This window comes from Streptomyces sp. NPDC053431 (assembly GCF_044544925.1).
Taxonomy (GTDB): Bacteria; Actinomycetota; Actinomycetes; order Streptomycetales; family Streptomycetaceae; genus Streptomyces.
The window spans coordinates 79452-105350 of sequence record NZ_JBITXX010000002.1 but is presented as its reverse complement, the minus strand read 5'-3'; the positions used below and the strand labels follow the sequence as shown (position 1 = coordinate 105350).

20 protein-coding genes are annotated in these 25899 nt (G+C 75.4%); 9 read left to right on the top strand and 11 right to left on the bottom strand.

Going from position 1 to position 25899, the window contains the following annotated elements:
* Positions 1 to 373 precede the first annotated feature (373 nt).
* From ACIGXE_RS06440 to ACIGXE_RS06425, 4 genes are all read right to left on the bottom strand, one after another.
* Complete coding sequence (locus ACIGXE_RS06440) at positions 374 to 2968, bottom strand: ABC transporter permease (protein ID WP_399744100.1); 2595 nt, start codon at positions 2966 to 2968, stop codon at positions 374 to 376.
* A 145-nt stretch (positions 2969 to 3113) separates the two neighbouring features.
* Positions 3114 to 3890, bottom strand: coding sequence for an ABC transporter ATP-binding protein (locus ACIGXE_RS06435; protein ID WP_399744098.1), 777 nt, complete (start codon positions 3888 to 3890; stop codon positions 3114 to 3116).
* 189 nt (positions 3891 to 4079) lie between these two features.
* Entirely contained in the window at positions 4080 to 4706 is a 627-nt protein-coding gene (locus ACIGXE_RS06430) for a response regulator (protein ID WP_399745136.1), read from the bottom strand.
* A gap of 50 nt (positions 4707 to 4756) precedes the next feature.
* A complete protein-coding gene (locus ACIGXE_RS06425; protein ID WP_399744095.1) occupies positions 4757 to 6481 on the bottom strand; it encodes a sensor histidine kinase in 1725 nt (574 codons plus the stop codon).
* 467 nt (positions 6482 to 6948) lie between these two features.
* Between ACIGXE_RS06425 and ACIGXE_RS06420 the strand changes: the two genes are divergently transcribed.
* The 3 genes from ACIGXE_RS06420 (at position 6949) to ACIGXE_RS06410 (ending at position 12387) form a co-directional block, all read left to right on the top strand.
* Positions 6949 to 7725 carry an NPP1 family protein gene (locus ACIGXE_RS06420; RefSeq protein WP_399744093.1) on the top strand — a complete coding sequence of 259 codons (777 nt, stop codon included), beginning with the start codon at positions 6949 to 6951 and terminating at the stop codon, positions 7723 to 7725.
* A 135-nt stretch (positions 7726 to 7860) separates the two neighbouring features.
* Positions 7861 to 11463, top strand: coding sequence for a BTAD domain-containing putative transcriptional regulator (locus ACIGXE_RS06415; protein WP_399744091.1), 3603 nt, complete (start codon positions 7861 to 7863; stop codon positions 11461 to 11463).
* A 264-nt stretch (positions 11464 to 11727) separates the two neighbouring features.
* Complete coding sequence (locus ACIGXE_RS06410; protein ID WP_399744088.1) at positions 11728 to 12387, top strand: YoaK family protein; 660 nt, start codon at positions 11728 to 11730, stop codon at positions 12385 to 12387.
* Positions 12388 to 12534: 147 nt separating this feature from the next.
* Here ACIGXE_RS06410 and ACIGXE_RS06405 read toward each other — a convergent pair whose 3' ends face one another.
* Both ACIGXE_RS06405 and ACIGXE_RS06400 read right to left on the bottom strand, forming a co-directional pair.
* Positions 12535 to 13551, bottom strand: coding sequence for a MerR family transcriptional regulator (locus ACIGXE_RS06405; RefSeq protein WP_399744085.1), 1017 nt, complete (start codon positions 13549 to 13551; stop codon positions 12535 to 12537).
* Positions 13548 to 14429 (bottom strand): NAD-dependent epimerase/dehydratase family protein, encoded by an 882-nt coding sequence (locus ACIGXE_RS06400; RefSeq protein WP_399744082.1) that lies wholly within the window; start codon positions 14427 to 14429, stop codon positions 13548 to 13550. Before ACIGXE_RS06400 ends, ACIGXE_RS06405 begins: the two co-directional genes overlap by 4 nt.
* A 240-nt stretch (positions 14430 to 14669) precedes the next feature.
* On the opposite strand from ACIGXE_RS06400, the gene ACIGXE_RS06395 reads away from it, so the two are divergent.
* Positions 14670 to 16301, top strand: coding sequence for an alpha/beta hydrolase (locus ACIGXE_RS06395; protein WP_399744079.1), 1632 nt, complete (start codon positions 14670 to 14672; stop codon positions 16299 to 16301).
* Positions 16302 to 16458: 157 nt separating this feature from the next.
* Here ACIGXE_RS06395 and ACIGXE_RS06390 read toward each other — a convergent pair whose 3' ends face one another.
* A complete protein-coding gene (locus ACIGXE_RS06390) occupies positions 16459 to 17124 on the bottom strand; it encodes a Tat pathway signal sequence domain protein (RefSeq protein WP_399744076.1) in 666 nt (221 codons plus the stop codon).
* 446 nt (positions 17125 to 17570) lie between these two features.
* On the opposite strand from ACIGXE_RS06390, the gene ACIGXE_RS06385 reads away from it, so the two are divergent.
* The 3 genes from ACIGXE_RS06385 (at position 17571) to ACIGXE_RS06375 (ending at position 19664) form a co-directional block, all read left to right on the top strand.
* The gene (locus tag ACIGXE_RS06385; RefSeq protein ID WP_399744073.1) at positions 17571 to 18260 is read left to right on the top strand and encodes a TetR/AcrR family transcriptional regulator; all 690 of its coding nucleotides are present in this window, start codon (positions 17571 to 17573) and stop codon (positions 18258 to 18260) included.
* A 340-nt stretch (positions 18261 to 18600) separates the two neighbouring features.
* Positions 18601 to 19254 carry a DUF6230 family protein gene (locus tag ACIGXE_RS06380; protein WP_399744070.1) on the top strand — a complete coding sequence of 218 codons (654 nt, stop codon included), beginning with the start codon at positions 18601 to 18603 and terminating at the stop codon, positions 19252 to 19254.
* Positions 19254 to 19664: a DUF6114 domain-containing protein gene (locus ACIGXE_RS06375; protein ID WP_399744067.1), complete on the top strand. Its 411-nt coding sequence runs from the start codon at positions 19254 to 19256 to the stop codon at positions 19662 to 19664. Before ACIGXE_RS06380 ends, ACIGXE_RS06375 begins: the two co-directional genes overlap by 1 nt.
* A gap of 55 nt (positions 19665 to 19719) precedes the next feature.
* On the opposite strand, the gene ACIGXE_RS06370 is transcribed toward ACIGXE_RS06375, so the two are convergent.
* Together ACIGXE_RS06370 and ACIGXE_RS06365 are read right to left on the bottom strand one after the other, a co-directional pair.
* The gene (locus ACIGXE_RS06370) at positions 19720 to 20733 is read right to left on the bottom strand and encodes a zinc-dependent alcohol dehydrogenase family protein (protein WP_399744064.1); all 1014 of its coding nucleotides are present in this window, start codon (positions 20731 to 20733) and stop codon (positions 19720 to 19722) included.
* A 140-nt stretch (positions 20734 to 20873) separates the two neighbouring features.
* The gene (locus tag ACIGXE_RS06365; protein ID WP_399744061.1) at positions 20874 to 21224 is read right to left on the bottom strand and encodes a winged helix-turn-helix transcriptional regulator; all 351 of its coding nucleotides are present in this window, start codon (positions 21222 to 21224) and stop codon (positions 20874 to 20876) included.
* Between the two features lie 79 nt (positions 21225 to 21303).
* Between ACIGXE_RS06365 and ACIGXE_RS06360 the strand changes: the two genes are divergently transcribed.
* Positions 21304 to 22200: an NAD(P)-dependent oxidoreductase gene (locus tag ACIGXE_RS06360; RefSeq protein ID WP_399744058.1), complete on the top strand. Its 897-nt coding sequence runs from the start codon at positions 21304 to 21306 to the stop codon at positions 22198 to 22200.
* Positions 22201 to 22293: 93 nt separating this feature from the next.
* Here the strand turns inward: ACIGXE_RS06360 and ACIGXE_RS06355 are convergent, their stop codons facing one another.
* Together ACIGXE_RS06355 and ACIGXE_RS06350 are read right to left on the bottom strand one after the other, a co-directional pair.
* On the bottom strand, positions 22294 to 23460 hold the full coding sequence (locus ACIGXE_RS06355; protein WP_399744055.1) for an alpha-hydroxy-acid oxidizing protein: 1167 nt from the start codon (positions 23458 to 23460) through the stop codon (positions 22294 to 22296).
* A 104-nt stretch (positions 23461 to 23564) separates the two neighbouring features.
* Positions 23565 to 24146 carry a Type-2Aa cytolytic delta-endotoxin gene (locus ACIGXE_RS06350; protein WP_399744052.1) on the bottom strand — a complete coding sequence of 194 codons (582 nt, stop codon included), beginning with the start codon at positions 24144 to 24146 and terminating at the stop codon, positions 23565 to 23567.
* A gap of 565 nt (positions 24147 to 24711) precedes the next feature.
* Between ACIGXE_RS06350 and ACIGXE_RS06345 the strand changes: the two genes are divergently transcribed.
* Positions 24712 to 25806 carry a molybdopterin-dependent oxidoreductase gene (locus ACIGXE_RS06345; protein ID WP_399744050.1) on the top strand — a complete coding sequence of 365 codons (1095 nt, stop codon included), beginning with the start codon at positions 24712 to 24714 and terminating at the stop codon, positions 25804 to 25806.
* Positions 25807 to 25899 lie beyond the last annotated feature (93 nt).

The following is a 25899-nucleotide window of genomic DNA, read 5'->3' as shown; positions in this document are numbered from 1 at the left end:
GTGGCTCCCCGCCTCGGTAGTTTGCGCCCCGGCGCGGGGCCGGGGGGCTTCTCTCCCACCCCCGTTGGGGGCCGGGGGGGGGGGGGGCTTCCCACGACAGGGCCTACGACACCGCCCCCGGAGCGGAGCCTCGTCCGGGGGCGGCGGTGAGCGGCGATGTCGGCGCACGACGCTCGGGTACGGGGTCCAGGAGCCCCCACGGCTCCTGTCGGTCGTCGACCCCTGCCCCACCGATCCTGCCGTGTCCGGCACCGAGTTCCGCGATCTTCCCCCGCGTCCCACACGATCCGGCGAAGCCGGGCCCGCTTCCTTGACGCTCCGCGCGCCCCCCACGCGCCCCCGGTCGTCGGGGTCCGCCCCCTCGTGGACCCGGTCAGGCCTCGGCGACCGCGCGCAGCGGGCCGAGCGCGGCGGCCCGGCGGGCCGGCAGCGCGGCCGCCGCGGCGCCGACGGCCGGCGACAGGACGACGACGAGGGCGAGGACGCCCCAGGGCGGCGAGAACGCGTACTGGGGTACGGCCCCGTTGGCGAGCCCGCTGACCCGCCACGCCCCGAACAGGCCGCAGACCAGGCCGAGCAGCGTGCCGTACGCGGCGACGGCGAGCGATTCGAGCCGGATCATGCGCCGGACGCCGGCCCGGTCCATGCCGAGGGCCCGCAGGACGCCGATCTCGCGGGTGCGTTCGGCGACGGACAGGGCGAGGGTGTTGACCATGCCGAGCGCGGAGATGACCACGCCGATGGCCAGCAGCCCGAAGACCAGGGTGATCAGGTCACCCGCGACACCGGCCTGCTCCCGTACCAGCTGGGCACGGCTCTGGACCGTCAGCAGGGGGCTGTGGTCGACGGCCTCGCGCAGCCGCTTCTCCAGGTCGGGCGCGGCGCCGCCGCGCTCGGTGGTGGTCACGAGGACGCGCTGGACGGAGCCGGGCAGGAACGCGGAGCGCTGGACGTCGCCGCGGAAGGCGAGGACGTCCCGGGCGGTGGGGTTGTCGGCATAGACGCCGACGACCGTGAAGGAGCGCTGACGCGCGCCCCGGGCGGCACCGGAGCTCGCGCCGGGACCGATGGCGGCCTCGAACCGGTCGCCGACCCCGATCCGCTGCTCGCGGGCGAAGCGGCTGGAGACGGCGATCCGGCCCGGCCCGACGGCGGCGGAACCGGCGGTGAAGTGGAGCTTCATGACGGCGCCCACGGTCTGCGGATCGACGCCGGAGACCTGCCGTACGGAGCCGCCGGCGGAGAAGGTGGAGTCGGCGACGGCGGACGCGGTCGCGACCCCGGGCAGCGCGGCCACCCGCCGGACCGCGGCCGCGTCGACGGCGGTGGTGCCGGTCCCCCGGGTGCCGATGACGTAGTCCGCGCGGAGGCCGGCGGCGGCCTGGGCGTCCAGGGCCCGGCTGGAGGAGTGGTCGACGACGGCCAGACCGGAGACCAGCGCGGTGCTGATCATCAGGGCCACGGCGGTGGCGGCGGTACGGCGCGGATCGCGCAGCGCGTTGTCCTCGGCGAGCTCGCCGACGACGCCGAGGCGTGCGGTGAGCCGGCCGACGAGGCGGATCACCGGGCCGGCGAGGACCGGGGCGAGCACGATCAGCCCGGTCGCCAGGACGCCGCAACCGAGCATGGCGGTCCGGAGGTGCGCGTCGGAGGCGTCCTGGGCGTCGCTCAGGGAGAGCAGCACGCCGACGCCGAGCAGCAGCACGAGCCCGCCGATCGCGGCCCGGATCCGGGACGGCCCGGAGGCGGCCGCGGACGGCTGCTCGGCAGCGCGCATCGCCTCGACGGGCGCGATCCGGGCGGCGCGGCGGGAGGGCAGCCACGCGGCGACCACCGTGACGCCGACACCGACGACGAGCGAGGCAAGCACGGGGGCGGGCCCGACGACGAGCGGCCCCTGGGGCAGCGGGTCGTCCGCGGTGCCCAGCAGCCCGGGCAGGACGGAGGCGACGCCGAGCCCGAGGGCGAACCCGGCGGCCGAAGCGACGAGGCCGACCAGGGCCGCCTCGGCGAGCACGGACCCGACCACCTGGCGACGGGTGGCGCCGATCGCGCGCAGCAGCGCGATCTCGCGGGAGCGGCGCGTGACGAGCATGGTGAACGTGTTGGCGATGAGGAACGAGCCGATGAAGAGCGACACCACGGCGAAGATCAGGGGCAGCCGGGAGTAGCCCTCGGTCTTGGTGTCGACGAAGACCGCCTGCTGAGCCGCCTTCGCGGCGGCCGTGGTCGCCTCGGCCCGGCCGGCGGGCAGCAAGGGACCCACGCGCGTGGCGAGTTCGGCCGCGTCGGTGCCCGGTGCGGCCGACAGGTCGATCCCGGTGTAGCGGCCGGGGGCGGCGAACAGGCGCTGCGCGGTGGACTTGTCGAACACGGCGAGCGTGCCGCCGGCCGTGACCCGGGTGTCGTCGGTGGAGACCAGGCCGACCAGTTTCATCCGCAGCACGGGCCCGTCGACGGCCAGGGTGACGGTGTCGCCCAGGACGTACCCGCCGGCCGCGGCGGTGCCGCGCTCCAGCGCCACCTCCCCGGCCGTGCGCGGGGCGCGCCCGGCGGTCAGCGGGTGACGGGCGTCCGTGCCGCCGGCTCCGGGCACGTACGCGGCGGCCAGCCTGCCCATCGCGTTGTCGGCGCGCATCGGGGAGCCGTCCTTCGCGGCCGCCGTGACCGAGCCGTCCACCGTGGGACGGGCGGCGGCGACTCCCGGCACGGCGGCCAGCCGGGCCACGAGCGCGTCGTCGAGGGCGGGGCCGCGCCGGTCGGCGGAGGGGCCGGGGGCGTACACGGGCTCGACGGTGACCGCGACACCGGCGTAACTCCTCGCGAAGGAGGCCCGGTAGGCGGCCGTGATGGTGTCGGCGAAGACGAGGGAACCGGAGACGAACGCGACGCCGAGGGCGACCGCGAGGAGGGTGGTGAGCAATCGGGCCTGGTGCGCGAGGGCGTTGCGCAGGGCTGTTCGCAGCATGGTCGGCTTTCCGAGGGAGAGCGGGAAGGGGTGAGGCGCCGAAGGGCGGGAGGGCCGAGGAGGTGGGGCGGCGCCGAACGGTTGACGGGAACGGCGGGCGGCGCGTGTGACGGGTGGCGAACGCCGGATCGCCCGTCGTACGGGCTCAGGAGGTCCGGCCGCGGCTCTCGAAGGCGAGCATCCGGTCCAGGACGGCGCCGGAGCTCGGCTCGTACAGCTCGTCCACCAGGCGCCCGTCGGCGAGGAACACGACGCGGTCGGCGTGGGCGGCGGCAGCGGGGTCGTGGGTGACCATCACCACCGTCTGACCGAGTTCGCGCACCGAGTCCGCGAGGAAGCCGAGCACTTCGGCGCCGGAGCGGGAGTCGAGGTTGCCGGTCGGCTCGTCGGCGAACACGATCTCGGGGCGGGAGACGAGGGCCCGGGCCACGGCGACGCGCTGCTGCTGACCGCCGGAGAGCTCGGCGGGCCGGTGCGCGAGGCGCCCGGCGAGCCCCACGGTGCCGACGACGGCGTCCAGCCAGGCGGCGTCGGGCCGGCGGCCGGCCAGCCGCAGGGGCAGGGTGATGTTCTCGAGCGCGGTGAGGGTCGGCAGCAGGTTGAACCCCTGGAACACGAAGCCGACCTTCTCCCGGCGCAGCCGGGTCAGCTCCCGGTCGGCCAGCCCGGACAGTTCGACGTCCCCGATCCGGGCCGAGCCGGAGCTCACCGCGTCCAGACCGGCCATGCAGTGCATCAACGTGGACTTGCCGGACCCGGAGGGCCCCATGACGGCGGTGAACCGGCCGCGCGCGAACTCCACGGAGACGCCGTCGAGCGCGGTGACCCGGGTCTCCCCCTTGCCGTAGGTCTTGGTCAGCCCGATCGCGCGGGCGGCCGGCTCCCTGAGCGCGGCGCGGGAGGAAGGGAGGGACTGTGACATGGCAACTCCGCCTGGCGTGCGACGGCCCGGGAGGAGCTCCCGGGCCTGGGGACGGATCCATCCTCATGGCCCCCAGCTGCGGAAAGGTCGTGCTGGAGGCGGGACTTGACCTCTGCCGAAAGACCGGTGAGGGCGGGATCGTCTCTGCCGAAGGTCGGAGGGAGGGCGGAGCCCGGCGGTGCGGTTCGGTCAGGGCGCGAGGCCGGTCCGATGGGCCAGGAGGGCGGCCTGGACGCGGCTGGTCGTGCCGGTCTTGTCCAGGATGGCGCCCACGTGGGTCTTCACGGTTCCGGTGCCGATGCCGAGCCGGTCGGCGACGTCCTGGTTCGACAGCCCCTCGCCGAGCATCGCGAGGACCTCCCGCTCGCGCGCGGTGAGCCGGGCGATCCGCTCGTCCGCGGCCGGCCCCGCGGCCTCCCGGGGGTCGTGGGCGCGCAGCATCCGGGCGACGACCGTGCCGGTGACGCCCGGCGAGAGCACGGCGTCGCCGGCGGCGGCCGCCCGTACCGCGCTGATCAGCTCCTGCGGCCCGTCGTCCTTGAGGAGGAACCCGGCGGCCCCCTCGCGCAGGGCCCGTACGACGTTGTCGTCGTCGCCGAAGGTGGTCAGCATCACCACGCGCGGCGCGGGGTCGAGGGCGAGCAGCGGGGCGATCGCCGCGAGGCCGTCGCACACCGGCATCCGGATGTCGAGCAGCACCACGTCGGGGTGGTGGACGGCGGCCAGTTCGACGGCCTGCTGTCCGTCGGGGGCCTCGGCGACGACGTCGATGCCCTCGGCGTGCCGGAGGATCAGACGCACGCCGTGGCGGATCATGGCCTCGTCGTCGGCGAGCAGGACGCGGACGGGCGGACGGGCGGCTCCGGTCACGGGGTCTCCCAGGGTGTGGCGTCCCGGACGGCCGGGACGGTGAAGCGGTCGATGGCGATGAGGCGCCGTGCGGCGTCGAAGCAGTAGCGGGCGATGGTCAGGGAGCCGGGGCGGGACTCGGTGGCGCCGGCGAAGGGGTAGACGCAGCCGGCCGTTCCGGCGGGCCGGGGCGGCTCGTGCCCGGTGGCGGCGGCCCGGACAGCCGCGTTGTCGAGGACGCCCGCCGCCGACACCTCGTCGTACGTCATGCCGACCCGCGGCAGCGGGCGGGGCCCGGCGTCCTGGTGCGGCGCGTTCGCGTACACGAAGGCGATGCCGAGGGTCATGAGCACGCTCAGCACCCCGAGTCCGAGGGCGAGGGTGAGCGCCTGCGCGGTGAGCCGTTCGGCGCCGAGCGCACCGGTGTCTCCGTCGGCGCCCGGCGCATCGGGCGAGGGCTCGCCGGCCCGCCCGGACCCCGGTCGCCGGGCGGCGGGAGCAGGGCCGGGAGCGGGGGCGGGGTCGTCATCCGGCTCCGTCGGAACGCACGCCTCGACCCGGAAGCCGCCGGCCGGGCCGGGCCCGGCGTCGAAGGTCCCGCCGAGGAGTTCGACGCGCTCGCGCAGGCCGGTGAGTCCTCGGCCGGTGCCGAGGTCGCCGGCGGAGAGCGGGGGCGCGGCCGGGGCGCCGTTGCGCACCTCGACCCGGACGGCCTCGTCGTGGTGGGCCACGGTCACGGTGACGTGCGCGTCGGGCGCGTAACGGTGCACGTTGGTCAGGGACTCGCGGACGAGCCGGTGCACCGCGCGGCGCACCCGGGCCGGGCGGGCGTCGAGGTCGGGCCCGGTCCAGTCCAGGCGTACGGCGATGCCTCCGTCCCGCGACTCGGCCACGAGGGTCTCGACGTCGGCGCGGGTGCCGGTGGCGTCGGTGAGGGCCGCGGACCCGGTGTCCCGGCCGAGCGGCCCGAGGACGCCGAGGGCCTGACGGAGCTCGCGCATGGCGTCGCGGGTGGTGCGCCGCACGAGGACGGCTTCCTCGCGCAGTTCGGGATCGGCGCGTGCGAGGGCGAGCTCCAGCCCTCCGGCGTGCAGCGAGACGAGACTGAGCCGATGCCCGACGAGGTCGTGCATCTCGGCGGCGATGCGGGACCGCTCATGGATGCGGGCCTCGCTGTCGGCGAAGCGCCGGGCCCGCTCGGCCGCGTCCCCGCGCTCGCGCAGCGCCCGTACGAGCCGCCGCTGCTGCCCGTACGAGGTGCCGACCAGCCCGGGGACGACGACGGCGGTCGCGGTGAGCACGAGCCCGAGCGCGAACCCGTACGGCATCGCCCCGGGTCCGAGCAGGGGCGCGGACACCGTCGCGCACCCGGCGACGAGCAGCGCCGCCCCGCCGAGCAGCCGGGCCCGTCGCCGCGCCGCCACCGTCCGCCGGGCCACCGTGTACGCGGTCGCGGCGGTCACCGGACCGACGCAGGGCGCGAGCCCGGTCAGCGCGGCGAGCACGAACAGCACGGCCGCGGGGAGGCGCCGCCGCCACGGGAAGAGCCCGACCCCGACCAGGAGCGCGGCCAGCTGCGCGTACGGGTGCGGCAGGAAGTCGAGGTACCCGACCGCCGCCCACACCCCGAGCCCCGCGAGCCCGGCTCCGGCCGTCTCCACCGCCGGGCGGAGCGCCGCGGAGCCCGGCCCTCGGGACGGGTGACCACGAACGGGACCGGCGAACGGAGGAGTGCGTACCACGCCGACCAGTATCGATGCCGGGACCGCGGGAACACGTGCACCTCACGGCGGATGCGCCTCTCTGCCGAAAGACAGAGGAACGGTGCGGCCACCGTCGGCCTGGTCACCGCTCCGGGGCGCGCGGGTCGGGCCGATCCGTGGCGGTCCGGCGCGCGTACACCTCTGTCTCGATCTTCATCCGGGAGTCGGAGAGACGCCCTCGTGGAGACCGGCCCGGGCGTTTCGCTCGCCCCGGCGAGCATCCGGCGGATCCGCCTGAAGGGCGTCGCCATCCGGAGGATCGACGCCGGCGAGGCCCGTACCCGCGTCGCCGTCGCCTGACGCAAGGTCGACCGCGGTCCGCCGGTCGCCCACCTGCCGGCGGCACTGGGGCAGGAGCATCCGAACGCGTCCTGGGCGACGGGCTCTTGACGGCCCGTCGCCCGGCTGCGAGGGTCTGGGCCGCCCCTCACAGTCAAGGAGTTGACATGCACCTGCTATCCGCATCGCGGACCCGGCGCACCGCGCTCGCCGCCGTGCTGGGCGCCCTGCTCCTCGTCCTCGGCGTGCCGGCCACGGCCCACGCCGCCGTGCTCCCGCCGCTCCCCCAGAACGCCGACGGTCTCGACCAGACCTTCGCCCCGGCGTACGACTTCGACACCGACGGCTGCTACATGACCGCCGCCATCGGCTCCGACGGCACCCTCAACCCCGGCCTCAAGCTCGGCGGCGCCGTCAACGGGCACTGCCACGACCCCGCCCAGCTCGCCGCGGCCAACAGCTACTCCCGCGCGAAGTGCAACAACGGCTGGTGCGCCGTCATGTACGCCGGCTACTACGAGAAGGACCAGGCCACGATCGGCCCCCTGGCCATCGGGCACACCCACGACTGGGAACACGTCGTGGTGTGGATCAGCGGGAACGAGGTCCGGTACGTGTCCGTGTCGCAGCACAGCGGCTACCAGATCGCCGCGCGCTCGTCCGTGCGCTTCGACGGCACGCACCCCAAGATCGTCTACCACAAGGACGGGCTCTCCACCCACTGCTACCGCTTCGCCAACACCACCGACGACCGCATCGAGAACTCCACCGGCGCCTGGTTCTACCCGCGCCTCGTCGGCTGGAACGGCTACCCGGCCGGCCTGCGCGACAAGCTGACGGGCGCGGACTTCGGCTCGGCCACGCTGAAGATCCGGGACTCCGACTTCGCCTCCCACCTGAGCCGTGCCATGCCGGCCGGCATCCCGTTCGACCCCCACGCCTGACGCGTACGGAACCGGCCGGGGACCGCCGGTTCCGGCCTCATCCCGACGTCTGGAGGGTTCCGACAAAGGTCCTGGGCGACGGGGTGGGGATACTGGGAGGCCCACGGGACAGGAAACAGTGACAGGGAGGGCCGGGTGGAGTTCCGCCTGCTCGGGACGGTGTCCATCGCGGCCGAGGCAGGTGAGCTGCCGCTCGGCCCCGCCAAGCGGCGCAGCGTACTCGCGGCGCTGCTGCTGCGCGCGAACGCCGTCGTCCCCGTCGACCGGCTGATCGACACGGTCTGGGAGGAGGACCCGCCCGCCCGCGCCCGCACCGTCGTGCAGGGACACGTCTCGCGGCTGCGGGCGCTCTTCGAGCAGGGCGGGGCCGAGGACTACGGGGTGGAGCTGGCCACCCACGCCCAGGCGTACGAGCTGCGCATGCCCGACCAGCTCCTCGACACCCACCGCTTCGAGGAGCTGGTCCAGCTCGCCGGGCACCAGAAGCACCCGGGGGACGCGGTGCTCATGCTCCGCGAGGCCCTGTCCCTGTGGCGGGGCCCCGCGCTCACCGGCACCGTCGCGAGCGAACCGCTGCTCGTGGCGGCCCGCGCGCTGGAGGAGACCCGGCTCGTCTCGGTGGAACAGCTGGCCGCGGCGTACGGGCGCCTCGGCGAGCACGCCAAGGCGGCGGCCCTGCTCCGCGCGGAGGCCGCCGCGAACCCGTTGCGCGAGTCGCTCGCGGCCACGCTGATCCTCTCCCTGTACCGGGCCGGCCACCAGTCCGACGCCCTCGACTGCTACCACCGCACCCGCACCCAACTCGCCGACGAACTGGGCGTCGACCCCGGTCCCGCGCTGCGCGCCGCGTACGAGGCGGTACTGCGCGGCCTGCCGGCAGTGGGCCAGGGCACGGTCCACACGGGCTTCCCGAGCGCCGCGGGCGGGACGGGGACCGGGGGGCTCGCGGGCTCGGTGGGGAGCGGGGGGATCGTGGGCTCGGTAGGGGCCGGGGGACCCGTGGACGGTCCTGGCGCCTCGCGCGGCCACGGCGGCGGCGCTCACGAACCCGGCGGCCCGCTCGCGCACGGGAGCACCCACGACCCGAGCGGCCACGCCGGGCCCCACGGCGCCGGCGGAGGATCCGCCGACTGGGGGGCCCACGAACCCGGCGGTGCGCACGGCGGCGCCCACGACCCGAGCCGCGCCTTCGCCCACGGCGGCGCGCACGACCCGAACGGCGCCTTCGCCCACGGCGGCACGCACGACCCGAACGGCGCCTTCCCCCACGGGGCCTCCCACGACCCGCGCGGCACCTTCAGCCACACCGGCTCCCAGGGCATAGGTGGCGAGTTCATCCACGGCGGTGCTCACGAGCCCGGCGGCACGCTCGCGGGCCGGGGCGCCCATGACCCGGCCGGCATGCCCGCCCCCGGCGGCACCCACCCCGCCGGGTCGGTTCCCCCTGGGTCACCTCCCCATGGGCCGCTTCCCGCGGGGCCGTTCTCCCCCGGGCCGGTGCCCCCTGGATCGCATCCCACGGGCGCGCACTCCGCCGGGCCCCTTCACGCCGCCGCACACCCGACCGCCTCTCACCCCGCCGGCGCCCACCCCTCCGGCGCGCACCCCTCCGGCGCGCACCCCGCCGGTGCGCACCCCTCCGGCCACCCGGCCACCGGCGCCCTCCACGCCGGTGCCGACCCCGGCGGCGGCTTGCCAAGGGGCGCGGCTCTGCACGACGTCGGCGGGCTGCCCGCCGCCGGGGCATCGGCCGCCGCCTCCGCCTGGCCCGACGCCCCCTGGGGCGTCCCGGCGGCGGCCGGAGCGGCGCCCGGAGGTGGCCTGGGGGCGCCCGCTCCCCCGCCCCTTCCGGCACCCGATCTGCTCCCCCGTACCCCGCGCGGCTTCCTCGGTCGTGAGCGGGAGCTCGCCGCGCTCGACGCCGCCGTGGACGAGGCGCGGGTGGCGCTCGTGACCGGGCCCGCCGGGGTCGGGAAGACCGCGTTCGCGTTGCACTGGGCGCATCGGCGGGCCGACGACTTCCCGGACGGGGTGCTGTACGCCGATCTGCGCGGGTTCAGCGCCGACGAGGGGCTCGACGCGGCCGACGTGCTGCGGGAGTTCCTGCCGGCGCTGGGTGTGCCGCCCCGTCGGGTGCCGGAGTCGGCGACGGCGGCGGCCGCCCTCTACCGGTCCCTCACCGAGGGCCGGGCGCTGCTGGTCGTCCTGGACAACGTGCGCAGCGCCGACCGGGCCAGGCCGTTGCTGCCCGCCGGGGCGCGGAGCGCTGCCGTGGTGACCTCGCGGCTGCGGCTCGGCGGCCTGGTCGCGAGCGAGCTCGCACGGCCGGTGCCGCTCGGGGTGCTCGGACGCGACGAGTCCGCCGCGCTGCTCGCGGCCGCCGTCGGCGCCGACCGGATCGCCGCCGAACCGGACGCCGCCCGCCGGCTCGCCGAGCTGTGCGACGGGCTGCCGCTCGCGCTGCGGGTCACGGCCGCGCAGCTGGCCGCCCGGCCGAGCTGGCGGCTCGCCGACCTGGCCGCCGAACTCGCCGACGAGCAGCGCCGCCTGGCCCTGCTCTCGGTGGACGGCGCGGACAGCGCCGACGGGTCGGGCGTGGCGGCGGCGCTGCGCCTGACCGTGCAGGGGCTGCCGGAGGAGGCGGCCCGGCTGTTCCGGCAGTTGGGAGTGGTCACGGGCACCGACCTCGACCGGCCGGCGGCCGCCGCGCTGCTCGACCGGGCGCCCGCGGTCGCGGCCGAGGCACTCGACCGGCTCTGCGACGCCCACCTGCTCACCGAGTGGGCGCCGGGCCGGCACACGCTGCACGATCTCGTACGGCTCTACGCCCGCAGTCTCGACCCCGACGAGGACGCCCTGCTGCGGCTGCTCGACCACTACACGCTGACGGCCATGGCGGCCGCCCGGGCCGCCGAGCCCGACGACCAGCCGTGCTGCGCCGCCCCGTCGGAGGCCCGGGTGCCCCGTACCGCCCCGCACTTCGCGGGCCGGGACGCCGCGCTGCTCTGGTACGCGGCCGAGCGGGACAACCTCGCCGCCGCGGTCGCGTCCGCGCGGGCCGCCGGGCACCACGACCGGGCATGGCGCCTCGGCATCCTCCAGTGGCCGTACATCCTCTGGAACAGCCACGACGGCTGGGTGCCGCTCCTGGAGGACGCCGTCGACTCGGCCGCACGAATCGACGACCCGGACGCCGAGTCGCGGGCGAGGGCGCTGCTCGGCTGGCTGCTCACCCAGGACGGCCGGCTCGCCGAAGCCCTGGTGCACCTGCGGCTCGCGCCCGCGCTCGCGGCGCGGGCCGGCGAGCCGTCCAGCGAGGCGACCGCCCTGGTCAACCTCGCGGTCGCGCTCGACCGGACCGGCGTGACCCCCGAGTCGCTCGGCCACACCGCACGCGCCGTGGCTCTCGTACGCGGCACCGGCGACGTGATGACGGAGGTCCTGGCCCTGGAGCACCGCGCCCGCCAGTTCCTCGCGGCGGGCGACCCCTCCGCCGCCCTCGCCTGCGCCCGGGAGGGCCTCGCCCTCGACGGCGACACCGTCAACGGCCTGGTGGGCATCCGCCACAGCATGATGCACACCACGGCCGGCGCCGCCCTGCTCGACCTGGGCCACCCCGCCGAGGCGGAGGCGGCCCTCCTCCGGGCCCGTGAACTCGGCGTGGCGCACGGCTACCAGGAGGGCGTACGCCGGGCCGACGCGGAACTCCGCCGCCTCCGCGAACCGGCGGACCGCTAGTCCCTGTCGTCGAACTCCCGCCTGTCGGGGCCGCCTCCGGGCGACGACGGGAGCTCGACGACAAGACCCAGGCGCTCCGTGGACCGGCGGCTGCCCGGTCGCGGTGGTCGTTCGCCCCTGGTCCACTGGGGGCATGGCGGACGGAGGACGGCGGCTGCACGGGGGAACCGGGGCGCCCACGGGTGGTCGGAAGTGAGCGGGGGCGTGAGCGGAGAGGGCCGTGGGAGTGGGAGTGGGAACGGGCGGCGGCGTTCGGGGACGCCGGTGTGGCGGTTGTTCCCCGACACCAGGCGCTTCGGGGCGTTTCCCTGGCTGCTGATCGTCCTGACCTTCGCGAGCGGGCTGGTCGACGCGGCGAGCTTCCTCGGTCTCGGTCATGTGTTCGCGGCCAACATGACGGGCAACGTGGTCTTCTGCGGATTCGCCCTGGCCGGCGCCGCCGGGCTGTCGGCGGCGGGCTCCCTGACCGCCCTGTCGGCGTTCCTCCTCGGCGCGGCCGCGGCCGGACGATGGCGCCGGGGAGGCACGGGGGTGCCGTTCCGTCCGCTGGTCGGCGTGCAGACCGTCCTGCTCGCCGCCGCGCTGGTCGCCCACCAGGCCGGCGCGGGCCGCTACCCCGTGCTCGTCCTGATGGGCACGGCCATGGGTCTGCAGAACGCCGTCGCGCACCGGCTCGCGGTCCCCGACCTCACGACCACCGTGCTCACCCGCTCGCTCACCGGTCTGGCGGCGGACCACTGGGGCGCCCCCTCGCTGCGCCGGCTGCTCTCCGCCCTGACCCTGCTCCTCGGTGCGCTCACCGGCGCACTGGTGCTGCTCCACGCGGGACTCGGGTGGGCGCTGGCGCTGGCCGTCGCCGTGCCGCCGGTCGCGGCGGCGGCCCATCTCGCGTACGAGCGGCGCGGCGGCTTCCGGCCGGCCTGAGGGGTGAGGGCGGACAGGCCGCCGGCCCGGCACGCGGCCGGCGGCCGCCTGCTGACTACTGCCAGGCCGTCCGCTGACTGCCGTCCGCCGTCTGCTGCTTGCTGACCGCCGCCCGCTGCCCACTCCCTACGCGAGGTCACGCAGGGTTCACCAGCCCCAGCCCGACGGAACCACCCCAGGCGGCTCCTGCGACCCCCGCGCCTCCTGCGCCCCCTGCGATCCCGGCGCCCCGTCCGGCCCCGGCAACGCCCGCGACCCCGGCGGCTCCCCGAAGTCCGACTTCAAGGCGGCGCACAGCCAGCCGTGGGCGGCGCCCGGGGTGGGGCCGTCCTGCTCGTCGGCGAGCTCGCCCGCGAGTTGCCAGTAGCGGCCGATCAGCGGGTCCGCGCTCGTGACCATCAGCCTGGCGAGTCCGCGTCGGAAGGCGCGGGTGTCGCGGGCGCCGAGCGCGTCCGCGTAGGCGGCGACGAAGCGGTCGAGCGCCTCGCCCCCGGCGGGCGCCCGTCCGGCCCGTACGGCCGGTGCCGCCAGGTCGTACGCCTCGCCGAGGCCCGGGTACAGCAGCGCCGGCCGGTGCTCCAGGTCCGCCAGATGGACGACCGGCGGGGCCGCCCGGGCGACGAGGGCGTGGAGCCGCGCGAAGATCAGCACCTGCGCGGGCGTCGGATCGGCGGGCGGCTGCGGTACGGCGGCGTCGACGACCGTGGCCGCGAGGGCGGCCGGCAGGCGTACGGGGAGGGTGCGCCGCCAGAACCGCGCGAGCGCCGTCGTGTCGGGCGGCAGGGAGACGTCGCCCAGCAGCCGCAGCCGCTCCGCCCGCTGCTCCGGCGGGCAGTCACGCAGCAGCCGCAGCGACGCCTCGCGCCAGCGCAGGGCGGTCAGCCGGCCGCTCACCTCGCTCAGCCGGCGGGCGACGACGTCCTCCAGGGCGTCGTCCTCGTCGAGCACGCGGCCGACGTCCGACACGGGGAGGTCGAGCGTGCGCAGCGACCGGATGAGCCGGAGCCGGTCCAGGGCCTCGGGGCCGTAACGGCGGTGACCGCCGCCGCTGCGGCCCGCCTCGGGAAGCAGTCCGCGGTCGGAGTAGAAACGGACGGTCTTGACGGTGACTCCCGCGCGCTCGGCGAGTTCGCCGATGCTCCACCGGCCGTCGTCCGCGGTCACGGTCGGGCCTCGGGGCTCGGGAGACCCGGCGGGTGAGGGAGATGGGGCAGGGTGAACTCCGGGCGGGCGTAGGGGCCGCCCTGCGGCGCGGCCGGATCGGGTGCGCGGTCCGCGCCGGGGATGCCGGCCGCGTGGGTCTCGGCGTCGTCGACCGGGGTGTAGTCCAGTTCGGCGGGGCCGGGGAGCTCCCAGAAGCGGCGGGTGTTGGCGGACACGGCGTACACCGCGGTGAAGCCGGGGGTGGGCGGGGCGGTCAGCGCGGCCCGGACGTAGCCGACGGCGTCGCGGTGGCTCAGCCAGGTGGCGAGGTGGCGGGGCTCGGTGGGCGCCCGCTCGAAGCTGCCGATGCGCAGACAGAGCACGGAGAGCCCGAACTTGTCGGCATAGAGGCGGCCGAGGGCCTCGACGGCCACCTTGCTCACCCCGTACAGACCGTCGGGGCGCACCGGCTCGCGCGGGCCGGTGGGACGGCCCACGGGACAGAAGCCGGTCACCCGGTTGCTGCCGGCCAGCACCACGCGGTGGATGCCGCGGCGGCGGGCCGCCTCCAGGACGTGGTGGGTGCCGAGCACGTTGGTGTCGAGCAGCTCCGGCAGAGGTGCCTCGTCCGGCAGGCCGCCCAGGTGGAGGACGGCGTCGGCCCCCGCGAGCGCCGCCTCCACGGCGGCCGCGTCCCGCAGATCCGCGGTGCGGACCTCCTCGTTGCCCGCCGCTGCCACCGGCCGCGCCCCGGCCGCCCGTTCGGCCGCAGGCGGCGCGGGCGGCAGCGGTACGCGGTCGATCAGGACGAGGCGTTCCGCCTCGTCGCGCAGCGCCTCCCGCAGCACGGAACCGATGGTCCCCGCCGCGCCCGTGATCGCCACCGTCCCCAGTCCCACGCCGCCGTCCCCTCGTCCGACACTCCTTCGCGACGCCTCACTCTCGCATTCCGGTCACCGGTCGCACCAAGTCGGTTGACGGCCAGGGTCAATCGGGGATCGGCGGCGTGGGAACGAGCCCGGGCGCGCCGGTCGCGACGCCCGGGCACGGGCCTCGATTGAACCTCCCCCAGGGGGAGTTCCTACCGTGCCGCCCGTACGGGACGAGGACGTCGCGAGGCGAGGTAAGGAGAGGACGCGATGGCGGCTTTCGTGTTGGTTTCCGGGCCGTTCACCGGCGGGTGGGTGTGGCAGGAGGTGGTCGCGCGGCTGCGTGCGGCCGGGGCCGAGGCGTACGCGGTGACGCTCTCGGGGATGGGGGGCGGCCCCGACGGCGAGGGCGGTGGCGGTGGCGGGGCTTCGGTCGCGGACGTCGACACAGAGGAGGACGTGGAGGGGGACGTGGACACCGACGCGGTTCCGGATCCAGGTCCGGATCTTGGTCCGGATCTTGGTCCGGATCTTGGTCCGGATCTTGGTCCGGATCTTGGTCCGGATCTGGAGGCGCACGTCGAGGACGTGGTGCGGGTGATCGACGGGATCGGGCCGGACGAGGAGGTCGTGCTCGTCGGGCACGACTACGCGATCCATCCGGTGCTGGGCGCCGCCGACCGGCGGCCGCACCGGTGCGCGCGGGTCGTGTACCTGGACGCCGGAATGCCGGGGGACGGTGACGCGCCCATCGCGCTCATGCCGCAGTTGTCCGAGGCCGGACGGGGCGGGGTGGCCGGTTTCATGCCGGCGCCGTCGGGCGAGGAGTGGGGGCGCTGGGGCAGTACGGCGGGCCTGTCCGCCGAGGACCTGGCCCGGCTCGACCGGCTGGCCGTGCCGCAGCCGCTGCGCACCCTCACCCAGCCGATGCGCCTGACGGGAAGCCCTTTCGACCGGCCGACGACGGGCGTGCTGTGCACGGCGAACGGTTCGTCGATCTCGATGGTCGAGATGCTGGTCGCCTCGGGGCCGCCGCAGTTCCGGGTGCTGGCCGATCCCCGGGTGGGCTTCTTCGAACTCGACACGGGCCACTGGCCGATGCTGTCCGCGCCCGGCCCGCTGGCGGACGTGCTGCTGCGAGCCGCGGCCGACGAGGGACGGCGGCTGACCGCCCCGGCCTGCGCGCCGCCCGCGGACACGGGAACGTTCCTGCTCGACGTGGCGGAACGGCCGCGCGAGCGCCGGGGGACGGTGGACCTGTATCTCCCGGAGGCCGAAGGTCCGCGCCCCGCCGTGCTGTTCGTGCACGGCGGGCCGGTCTCGCCGGACCGGCGGCCCACCCCGCGCGACTGGCCGACCTTCGTCGGTTACGGGAGGTACCTGGCGGGCCTGGGCGCGGTCGGCGCGACCCTGGACCACCGGCTGTACGGCCCCGCCGCCTATCCGGCGGCGGCCGAGGACGTCGCCGCGGCGGTGGAGCTGGTCCGGGCGGACCCCAGGGTCGACGGCGACCGGATCGCCCTGTGGTTCCTGTCCGCCGGCGGTCTGCTCGCGGCGGACTGGCTGGCGGCACCGCCGCCGTGGCTGCGGTGCGTGGCGCTGACCTATCCCCTGCTGGCGGCGCCGGCGGACTGGCGTGCCGTGCCCGACCGGTTCCGCCCGGTGGACGCGGTGGGGGCGGGTGGCCCACCGGTCGTGCTGACCCGGGCGGGCCTGGAACACCCGACGCTCCAGGCGACGGTCGACGCGTTCCTGGTGGCCGCCGGGAAGGCGGGCGCGGAGGTGGACCTCATCGAGGCCCCCCACGCCCACCACGGTTTCGAGACGACGGACCACACCGAGGAGACCCGGGAGGCGGTGGCCCGGGCGGCCCGGGCCGTGCTCGATCGTCTGGAGGGCTGAGCGCTCTCAGGATGCGCCGCCCGCTGCCGCCTCCTGCACGGCCCCGCTTCCCGCACCGTGACGGCTCCGGGTCCGCGCACCGTCACGGCTCCGTGTCCTCGCGCCGCCGCGAGGACACGGAGCCGCCCTACGGGTCGTCGCCTCCCCGTGGGGTACGTCAGTTCACGAACACCGCCGGGCTGCCCGCCTGGCTGGTGTCGAGCACCGGCCCGTACTTCGCGGTGAAGTAGCCGCTGCCCGGACAGGTGCCGGGGCCGCTGTACTTGGTGAACAGCTGGTCGGTGAAGGTGAGCGAGTTGTCGGCGTTGTCCGGTGTCGCCGTGAGGCTGCCGGCCCGGTAGACGCACGTGGTGACGCCCAGGATCGTGTTGATCTTGAGGGTGGTCTGGATCGGGCCCGCGGCGCCCGCGGAGACGGTGAGCGAGCCGCCGGAGCTCACCGACGCGGCGAAGGGCAGGTTGTTGACGGTGATGCTCTGCACGCCCGTCGCGCCGACGATGTTGGTGGTGCAGCTGCTGAGCGTGTGGGCCGTGACCGTCTCGGTGGCGGTGCCGGGCGCGGCGGGGTTGGTGTTCGCCGTGGCGGTGAACGCGGAGGTGCCGCAGGTGATGCCGGTGCTGCCGCCGGCGGTGGTCGCGATCCTGGCCTTGGTCCCGGTGGCCAGGGAGGCCGAGAGGACGTCACCGGAGGCGACGGCGGTGCCGCCCGCCGCTCCGGTGGTCAGGACGTTGCCGGCGGAGGCGGTCGCGGAGGCGGAGGCGGTCACCGCGAGCACCGCGGCGACGGCGGCGCCTAAGGCGGCGGAGAGAGCACGCTTGTCCATGGGGGTTCCTTTCGCACGATGGCGGAGGGTGAGAGAACTCGATGGTCTGCGTGGGTGCGTGGGCACGCGGACGCGTGCGCACGGGGGCTCGTCACGGGGGGGGTGCGCGCCGCGCGTGGGATCACGCACCGGCCCCGCCAGGGCAGCGCCGCGCGCGGGGGACGGGCACGGGCACCGGGGGGCGGGGGGACGTGTGCGTGGTGACGCGGCTGCGCGGTCGGCGACGGCCGCCGCCGGAACGATCCGGCGCCACGGATCTCCTGCGGCGGTGTCGCGATACGGGGTGGAGCGTAATACTCGGTGTGCGGCGCGGTGTGCGGTGGAGGCGCGTCCCGTCCCACGGGGGCGCGGTCCCACCGGTCCGCCCGGCGCACCGAGAGGAAAACCCATGAGGGTTGTAATCCTGGCGAGTATGTGACGTCAACAACCGCAGAAGGATGTGGCCGATGACGAGCGTTCGGGGCGCCGAGGAGGAACTCGTCCTGCCGGGAGCCCGTACGGGCCGCGAGCCCGAGCGCTCGCTGCGCCCGGGCCCGCGCCGGCTCAGCCCCGAGGAGGTGGCCTCCCGGCAGCGGGAGCGCCTGCTCGACGGGGTGGCCCGCACGGTCGCGGCGAACGGGTACACGGGTGCGCGGATCAGTGACATCTGCCGGGCCGCCGGGGTGACCCGCCCGGTCTTCTACGAGCTCTTCTCCGGCAAGGAGGACGCCGTGCTCGCCGCGTTCCGGGGCGGGACGAAGACGGTGGTGCGGGCCATGCAGCGGTCGTACGACGAGGCGGGTGGCGCGGCCGCCTGGCCGGTCGCCGTACGGGCCGGGCTGGGGGTGTTGCTCGACCTGCTCGCGCAGAACCCGGCGTTCGCCACGATGGCGGTGGAGATCGGCTCGGTGGGGCCCGCGGGCCGTCAGGCGCGGGTGGAACTTCTGGCCGGTTTTCGCCGCTTCTTCGCGGATGCCCCGCCCGGGCCGGCGGGGGTGGCCCGGGCCGAGCTGGTGGACACGGTGGTCGGGGCCGTGCACGCGGCGGTCATCCGGGCGGTGGACGAGGGCCGGTTCGCCGACGCCGGCAGGGGGCTGCCGGAGCTGCTCGACGTGCTCGTGCACGTGGTCGTGGCGCCGTTCACCGCGTCCGGGTGATCCGCCCGCGCCCGGGTGATCCACCCGCCCGGGCTCCGGCCCGGGCCGCCCCGAGCCCGCCCTGGGCTCCCGCCCGGGCCGCCCCGAGCCCGCCCTGGGGGCCGCTCCAAGCCCAGCGGTCGACGGCGCCCGGCCACCCCAGCCACCCGCCTGAATGATCGTCAACAAGCATTTGTTACTGGGGAGTTGACGACCCGTCCCACCCCGCGTACGGTCCGTTTCGGTTCCCTGCGGCACGGCTGCCTTCGCACCAGGTCCGGGAAGACCCAGGCGGGTCGGGGAACTGTCCGCGCCAGGACGTCGCCGCGCTCCGTTCCCTTCTTCGTGTCAGGAGCACCGCATGGCCCTGTCCTTAGGCACCACCGAACCCGACTCCCCCCGCCCGCCCGGCGACTCCGAGAGACGTGGCGGGGTGCGCTACCGACGCGCCGCCCTGATGGGCGTGCCCGCCCTCCTCGCCGCCTCGACCCTGGTGGTACTCACCGCCCAGGGCGCGCTCGCCGCCCAGTTCGCCATCTCCGGCATGCCGTTCACCGTGACCGCGGACACCCTGGAGGGCACGGGCTTCGGCCAGTTCGGCGCGCTGGACAACATGGCCGAGGGCAGTCCCAACGCGGGCGACACGGGCGGCCAGGTGCTGGTCATCGTGACCGCCATCCGCGAGGCGAAGCTGACCAACCTCTGCCAGAGCGTCGAGCTGGGCGGCACGAACCTGGTCATCACCGCGGGCAACAAGGGCATCCCCGTGAAGGCCTCCGGGCTGACCACCGACTCCACGGAGATGGCGGCGAAGCTGGCCGAGTTCGACAACATCGAGATCGGCGGGGACGCCAGCACCTTCGACAAGCCCCCGGTCAAGGGCCCGCTGGGCTCGTTCGGGCAGCAGGCCGACACCGTCGCCATCAAGAACGTGCGGCAGAACAACTACGCCACGACCGCCACCCGGTTCACCCTGCCCGATCTGCACATGGGCTTCAGCTCGAAGGGCTGCTGATGACGGACGCGTCCGGCGGCCGGCACCCCTGGCGGGCGTTCCGGCGCTGGCGGCACCGGCGCCCGTTCGGGGCGGGACTGGCCCTGGCGCTCGGCGGCGCGGAGATCCTGCTGACCCAGCAGGCCAGCGTCTCGGTGATCCTCACGGCCGGCGCCGACAGCCTGGCGGGCTACGTGCTACCGATGATCATGGTGGTGTGCGGGCTGCTCATCGTGTTCAACCCCCGCCAACGCCTGTTCTATTCGGTTATCGGCGTGCTCGCCTCGCTCGCGAGCTGGGTGACCTCGAACCTGGGCGGCTTCTTCGTCGGCATGCTGCTCGGGCTGGTCGGCAGCTCGCTGGCCTTCGGCTGGCTGCCGGACCGCCCCCGGCGCCGCCGGTGGCCGCGCCGGGAACGCCGTACCGCGTAGCACCGCCGGGGCCCGCCGGCCGCGAGGCATCCGGCCAGGCCCACGAGGGTGTGCCCTAGACGTCGTGGTCGACCGTGACGACGATCTTGCCCACCTGGGTGCCCTCCTCCAGGTAGCGGTGCGCCTCGGCGATCCGCTCCAACGGGAAGGTGCGGTCGACGACCGGCCGGAAGGCCCCCGACCGCAGTCCGGAGGAGACGAACGCCGCGGCGCGCCGCAGCCGCTCGGCGTCGCGGGTGATCTCGTGGACCGTGTACGTGCGGATGTTGAGGGCCGGCATCCCCAGGTCGAAGCCCGGGTACGGGGTCGGCTCACCGCTCAGCGCGCCGTACACGAACAGGGTGCCGCCGGGGGCGACGACCCGGCCGAGGTCGAGCACCCCGGGCCCGGCGACGGCGTCGAAGACGAATTCGGCGCCCCGTCCGCCGGTCGCCGCGCGCACCCGCTCGACGAGGTCCTTCTCCTCGTCGACGATCACCTCGGCCGCCCCGGCGGCCAGCAGCGCGGCCTTCTTGGCGGTGGTGCGGGTGGTGGCGATCGGCAGGGCGCCGAGCCGCCGGGCGATCTGGATCGCGGCGAGCCCGACACTGCTGGAGGCGGCGGTGATGACGACCGTGTCGCCCGCGCTCATGCCGCCGACCTGGACGAGCGCGCCGTAGGCGGTGAGGTACGGCATCCAGACCGCGGCCCCGTCGACCGCGTCGAGCCCCTCGGGGCGGTGCAGAACGGCCGCGGCGGGCACGATCGCGCGCTCGGCGTAGACCCCGTACGCGTTCATGGAGAAGGCGGGCACCACGCTGACCGGGTCGCCGGGCGCGAAGCCGGACACCTCCGCGCCGACCGCCTCCACGACGCCGGCGGCCTCGGCCCCGAGGCGGGCGGGGAACTCCTCGACGTCCTCGATGTAGATGCCGCTGCGGAAGAGCACCTCGGCCCGGTTGAGTCCGACGGCGTCGATCCGTACGCGCAGCTCGCCCGGCCCCGGCTCGCCCACCTCCTCGCGCTCGATCCGCAGCACCTCCGGGCCGCCGTACGCGTGGAACCTGATCGCCCTGCTGGTGGTCGCCATGTCTCCCCCTCCGAACGTCTACGTACGACGATCACCGTACTTCACCATACCCACTTTTTTGTGGGTACTTGTCGCCGCGTGCGCCACGGGAGAGCCTGGTGGTGGCCGGGAGAAAGGAGAGTGACGGGGCGTCAGAAGCTTCAGAAGGCGGCCTGTTCCGCGGTGAGCCGGTCGATCCGGCGGTGACCCCAGTGCGAGAGCGCGGCCAGCGCCTCGGAGAGCTCGCGGCCGTCGTCGGTCAGCGAGTAGACCGTCTTCGGGGGGACCACGTCGTACACCTCGCGGTGCACGAGTCCGTCCGTCTCCATCTCCCGCAAAGTCTGGGTCAGCACCTTCTCGCTGATCTCCGGGATCTTCCGGCGCAGTTCGCCGGGCCGGTGCGGGCCGGACTCCAGCAGCCACAGCAGCAGGGTCTTCCATTTGCCCTCGATCACGGCGACGGCGGCGGTCACGCCGCACACGTCCGTGCGCTGCGCTCGGATGCGTCCCATCGTCCTCGTCCTTCTCTTCCTTCGGCCTTGCCGTTTTCCGTCTCTGTCTCAGTTCCCACCTCTACAAGGGAGTTCCCCCATGTCTTCTTCCCCGCAGTCCGCGCCGGAGCGGGCCGTCACCGTGATCGGCCTCGGCCCCATGGGCCGGGCGCTGGCCGGCGCCTTCGTGGCCGCCGGGGTGCGCACCACCGTGTGGAACCGCACTCCGGGCCGTGACCGCGAGCTCGTCGCGCAGGGCGCGACCGGGGCCGCGAGCGCCGCGGAGGCGGTCGCGGCGAGTCCTCTGACGGTCGTCTGTCTGGTCGACTACGACGCCTCCGACGCGGTGCTGCGCCAGGACGCGGTCACCGCCGCGCTCAAGGGACGCACCCTGGTGAACCTCTCGGCCGACACCCCCGACCGGGCCCGGGACACCGGACGTTGGGCCGGCGCGCACGGCATCGGCTACCTCGACGGCGCCATCATGACGCCGACCCCGACCATCGGCACGCCCCACGCGGTCCTCATCCACAGCGGCCCCGAGGACCTCTACCGCGCGCACCGACCGGTGCTCGACGTCCTGGGCGGCACCCACACCCACCTCGGCGAGGACATCGGCCGCGCCGCGGCGTACGACATCGCACTCCTGGACATCTTCTGGACGTCGATGGCCGGCTATGTGCACGCGCTGGCCGTGGCCGGCGCGGAGGGCGTCTCGCCGCGCGAACTCGCCCCGTTCGCCCAGGGCATCGGCGCGATCCTGCCGCCGCTCTTCCAGGAGTGGGCGGATGACGTGGAGAGCGGCGGTTACTCGGGCGAGGGCAATCCGCTGACCTCCGCCGTGTCGTCGATGGCCCACATCGTGCACACCTCCGAGGCCCACGGCATCGACGCGGGGGTGATGCGCGCCGCCGAAGGTCTGGCCCGCCGGACGGTGGGACTCGGCCACGGCGCGGACGGCTTCTCCCGGCTCGCGGAGGTCCTCGGCCGCCGCTGATCCCGCCGCACCGCCCCGCCGCACCACCCCCGCCGGCCCCTCCGCCCCTCCGTACCTCGTCCCGCCGCCCGTCACGTCGCCGGCTCCGTACCCTCAGAGCCTGCGCAGCGCCCCCTCCGCCCGGAGGTCCCCGAGGGTCGGGTAGCCGTCGACGGCCATCACCAGGTCGGCCTCGGCCAGCAGCGAGCGCAGCACGTGGACGATCCCGTCGGTGCCGTCGAGGGCGAGGCCGTACGCGTACGGACGGCCGACGGCGACCGCGGTGGCGCCGAGGGCGAGTGCCTTGACGACGTCGGCGCCGGTGCGGACGCCCGAGTCGAAGAGCACGGGCAGTCCGTCGGCGGCTGCCACGACGTCCGGGAGGGCGTCGAGGGCGGGCAGGCCGCCGTTGGCCTGGCGGCCGCCGTGGTTGGAGCAGTAGACGCCGTCCACGCCGCCGTCCCTGGCGCGGCGGACGTCCTCGGGGTGGCAGATGCCCTTGAGGATGAGCGGCAGGCTGGTCAGGGAACGCAGCCAGGGCAGGTCGTCCCAGGTCAGTGGATTGCCGAAGATGCCGGTCCACTCCAGCACGGCGGCCTGGGGGTCCTCCTCGGGCGCCTTCGCCAGGCGGGCCCGGAAGACCGGGTCCGAGGTGTAGTTGGCGAGGCAGTGGCCGCGCAGCTGGGGGAAGTTGGCGGTGGCGAGGTCGCGGGGGCGCCAGCCGGTGACCCAGGTGTCGAGGGTGACGACGATGCCGCGGAAGCCGGCCGCCTCGGCGCGCCGTACGAGGCTCTCGGCGAGGGCGCGGTCGGTCGGTGTGTAGAGCTGGAAGAAGCCGGGGGTGTCGCCGAACTCCGCGGCCACCTGCTCCATCGGGTCCACGGTCAGGGTGGACGCGATCATCGGCACGCCGGTGCGGGCCGCGGCGCGGGCGGTGGCGAGGTCGCCGTGGCCGTCCTGGGCGCAGAGGCCTATGACGCCGACGGGCGCCATGAGCAGAGGGGTGGGCAGCCGTGTCCCGAACAGGTCGACGGACAGATCCCGTCGGGCCGCGCCGACCATCATGCGGGGCACCAGGCCCCAGCGCCGGAAGGCCTCGGCGTTGGCCTGCTGGGTGTACTCGTCGCCCGCGCCGCCGGCGACGTACGACCAGAGGGAGGGCGGGAGTGCGGCCTCGGCCCGCCGTTCGAGCTCGGCGAAGGTCATCGGCAGCTTGGGCAGCGTGCCGAAGAGGCCGTTGAGATAGATCTCGTTCTGGTAGTCGCCGAACCGCTGGTCCATCGTGTGCCTCACCCTTCCGCCGAGCTACGGTCGCGCACGGACGCTACCGCCCGGTAGAGGGCTGGGGCCATGGCCCGGGACGGCGGGCCGTGGACGGGGTGGGATCAGGCGGGGGTGAGCGTGAGCTCCTGACGGACGACGATCGCGTTGAGGCGGATCGCGAACGGGGCGATGTCCGTCATCCGCAGCGCGCCGACGCGGGCCTTGTCGAGGCCGACGGTGACGTCGATGCAGAAGGCGACGGCGTACAGGTAGTCGCCGGTCTCCTCGTCCTGGAGGGCGAAGAAGACGTCCCGGTAGTAGCGCGTGCGGTCCGCACCCTCCTCGTAGTACGCGAGTCCGGGCAGGCCCTCCTGGTCGGCGAGGCCGGTGAAGGCACTCACCAGTTCGCGCTCGATGGTGTCCCAGAACGAGGCCTCCGCCGCCTCGGGCGGCAGGGCCTGGCGCACCGCCTCCTTCAGGGAGAGCACCATGACCAGGACCGGGGCCTCCTCCTGGAGCCCCCAGCCGCGGACCATCTTCACGATGGCGCTGCCCGGGAGCGCGGCGGCGGCGTCGCGGATGTGGTCGAAGTCGTAGTTGACGGTGGCCGGTGCGATGGCCTCCTGGAAGGCGCGGCCGAGGGCCTCCGCCTGGGCGAGGTGGGCGGGGCCGACCTCGATGACCGTCTTGAAACTGGCGGCCAAGACTCCTCCTTAAACATTCTGTTGATCAAGGAGGGGTCAGTATGCCGCAGGGGGGCGCGGTCGCGGCAGGAGGGTCCGGCAGCCGGATGGCGGGGAGCCGGGCGAGTGCGTGAAGGGACCCGGACAGGACGAAGGGACCGGGACGCGAAGGGGCCCGGACACAGCGAAGGGGCCCGGACACCAAGGGACCCGGACCGGACGCGAAGGCACCGGACGCGGCGCGGAGGGACCGGACGCGAAGGGGTCCGGACACGGCGAAGGGGCCCGGACACGACAGTCCCCGGCGAGGGGCCCGGACGCGACAGTCCCCGGCGATCCACGTCCGGTACTCGGACCGTCGGTCGTCACCGACACCTCCGTGACCGGCAGGATCTGCCGGGGGCCTGGCCAGAGCCGAGATCGGGTCACGCGGGCCTCCGGACGTCTCCGTCGGCGGGTGCGGCTCTCTCCGGTATTCCGGTGTATTGACGAGTCTCCTCCCTATCTGACGCATGTCAATACCTTTGTCCTGACAAATGCGTTCTGCCAGGATGAGCCCGGATTCCGGGCGTAGCCTGGAGGAACCATGTGCGCCTCCGTGCTCCCCCGCGGGCCAGGCGCCACCGCCTGGTCCCCCGAGACGGTGACCGCCGACCCGTACAACGCCCAGACGCCGTCGGCCGCCCTGGCTGCACCGGTCACCCCCGCCGGCGCCCTCTTCGTGCGCGACCACTTCGCCGTCCCGCACATCCCGCCGGACGCCTGGCGGCTGCGCTTCGAGGGCGCCGTGCGCACCCCGTACACCCTCGGGTACGCCGAGCTGGCCGCCCTCCCCCACCGCGAACTCGACGTCGTCCTCGAATGCGCGGGCAACGGGCGCGCCCGCATGTCCCCCCGCCCGCGCGGACTGCCCTGGGGGCAGCGGGCGGTCGGCTGTGTCCGCTTCGCCGGTGTGCCGTTCCGGCTGCTCGCCGAGCGGGCCGGGGTCGCGCCGGCGGCGGTCGAGTTCGTCTTCACCGGCGCCGACTCCGGGGCCGTACGCGGTCGGCGGACCGCGTTCGAGCGGAGTCTGCCGCCGGCCGTCGCCCTCCACCCGGACACCCTGCTCGCCACCCGGCTCGACGGCGCGCCCCTCACCCCCGAACACGGCGCGCCGGTACGGCTGGTGGTGCCCGGACGGTTCGCCGTGGCCGACGTGAAGTGGCTGGCCGGGGTGCGGGCGGTGACCGAGCCGTTCGCGGGGGTGTTCCAGACCGAGGAGTACGTGTACGTCGACGCCGACGGCGCCGTCGGCGCGCCCGTCGCCGGACTCCGGGTCAAGTCGCTGATCACCGCCCCCGAGCAGGACGACGACCTGCGACGCGGCCGGGAGACCGTGGTGCGGGGGCACGCCTGGACGGGCGACGGAGCGGTGGTGCGGCGGGTCGAGGTGCGGACCGTGCACGAGGACGAGCCGGACGCGGAGGCGGACCCCTGGCGCGACGCGGTCCTGGCGGCGCCCTCGGGGCCGTACGCCTGGACGGACTGGTCCTTCGCCTGGACCCCGCGTTCCCCCGGCCGCTTCCGGGTCCTCGCCCGCGCGACCGACGCGCGCGGCGACGTCCAGCCGCCGCGGGCGCCGTGGAACGCCGGGGGCTACGGCTGCAATCCGGTCGCCTCCGTCGAGGTGGTCGTCGTCTGAGCCGCACGGAGCACGGGGGCGTGCGGAACGCGGGGGCCTGCGGAACCCGGGGGCGTGCGGAACCCGGGGGCGTGTGGAACGCGCGGGAGGTAC